This window comes from Mesorhizobium sp. M4A.F.Ca.ET.050.02.1.1 (assembly GCF_003997725.1).
Taxonomy (GTDB): Bacteria; Pseudomonadota; Alphaproteobacteria; order Rhizobiales; family Rhizobiaceae; genus Mesorhizobium.
Map to the genome: position 1 here is coordinate 1 of NZ_RZSG01001067.1, position 1,621 is coordinate 1,621.

At 65.8% G+C, this 1,621-nt stretch carries 2 protein-coding genes; both read left to right on the forward strand.

Annotation, left to right across the window (positions count from 1 at the left end; translation table 11 throughout):
• A partial coding sequence (locus EOA33_RS34990; RefSeq protein WP_145989494.1) for a dicarboxylate/amino acid:cation symporter occupies positions 1-1,228 on the forward strand: 1,228 nt, incomplete at its 5' end.
• Positions 1,229-1,363: 135 nt separating this feature from the next.
• Positions 1,364-1,621, forward strand: a 258-nt coding sequence (locus EOA33_RS34995; protein WP_145989495.1) for a histidine phosphatase family protein, incomplete at its 3' end; no start/stop codon positions are given.

Genomic DNA, 1,621 nt, shown 5'->3' on the forward strand with positions numbered 1-1,621 from the left:
TTTCTATCCCGACATCGGCGCGTCGCTGAAGCCGCTCGGCGACGCCTTCATCAAGCTGGTCAAGATGGTGATCGCGCCGGTGATCTTCCTGACCGTGGCGACCGGCATTGCCGGCGTCTCCGACCTGCACAAGGTCGGCCGGGTCGCCGGCAAGGCGATGATCTACTTCCTGTTCTTCTCGACGCTGGCGCTGGTCGTCGGCCTCGTCGTCTCCAATGTCGTCCAGCCCGGCGCCGGCATGCACATCAATCCGGCGACGCTCGACGCCAGCAAGGTGTCGACCTTCACCGAGAAGGCGCATGACACGACCATCGTCGGCTTCCTGATGAACATCATTCCCGACACCATCACTGGCGCCTTCGCGCAGGGCGATATCCTGCAGGTGTTGTTCTTCTCGGTGTTGTTCGGCGTCGCGCTGGCCCTGGTCGGCGATCGCGGTCGTCCGGTGGTCGACTTCCTGCAGGCGCTCACCGCGCCGATCTTCCGCCTCGTCGCCATCCTGATGAAGGCCGCCCCCATCGGCGCCTTCGGCGCCATGGCTTTCACCGTCGGCAAATACGGCATCGGCGCGATCGCCAACCTCGCCTTCCTGATCGGCACCTTCTACCTGACGTCGCTGCTCTTCGTGCTGGTCGTGCTCGGCGCGGTGGCATGGTACAACGGCTTCTCGATCCTGGCGCTGATCCGCTACATCAAGGAAGAGCTGCTGCTGGTGCTCGGCACCTCGTCCTCGGAAGCCGCCCTGCCTGGCCTGATGGCCAAGATGGAGCGCGCTGGCTGCAACCGGTCGGTGGTCGGCCTGGTCATCCCGACCGGCTATTCCTTCAACCTCGACGGCACCAACATCTACATGACGCTGGCCGCGCTGTTCATCGCTCAGGCCACCGACACACCGCTCACCTTCGGCGACCAGATCCTGCTGCTGCTGGTGGCCATGCTGAGCTCCAAGGGTGCCGCCGGCATCACCGGCGCCGGCTTCATCACGCTGGCCGCCACGCTCTCGGTCGTGCCTTCGGTGCCGGTCGCCGGCATGGCGCTGATCCTCGGTGTCGACCGCTTCATGTCGGAATGCCGGGCGCTGACCAACTTCGTCGGCAACGCCGTGGCCACCATCGTCGTGGCGCGCTGGGAAGGCGAGCTCGACCAGACGCAATTCGCCGCCGCCATGGCTGGCCAGTTGCCGGAAGAAGCCGACTTGGCGCTGTCGGGCGGTCTCCAGCCAGCCTGACCCCGTCAGGCGCCTCCCAAGCATGGAGAGGCCGCGGCCGGTAAAACCGGTCGCGGCCTGTTCTTTTTGCCGGTCGCCGCATAGGCTGGCGCGGGCTGGTCGTCCGGCCTTGTCACCAGCGCCGAGGGGCCGGCAATGAGCAGCAAATTTCCCGAGATCTACCTGATCCGCCATGGCGAAACCGAATGGAGCGCCTCGGGCAAGCACACCGGTCGCACCGACATTCCGCTGACGGCGAAGGGTGAGGAGACCGCCCGCGGCCTCACCGATCGCCTCAAGGGCCTGTCCTTCCAGGCGGTGTGGTCGAGCCCTTCGCAGCGTGCCTTCGACACCTGCCAACTTGCCGGCTTCGGGGAAAGTGCTGTGAAGAACCCGGACCTCCAGGAATGGGAC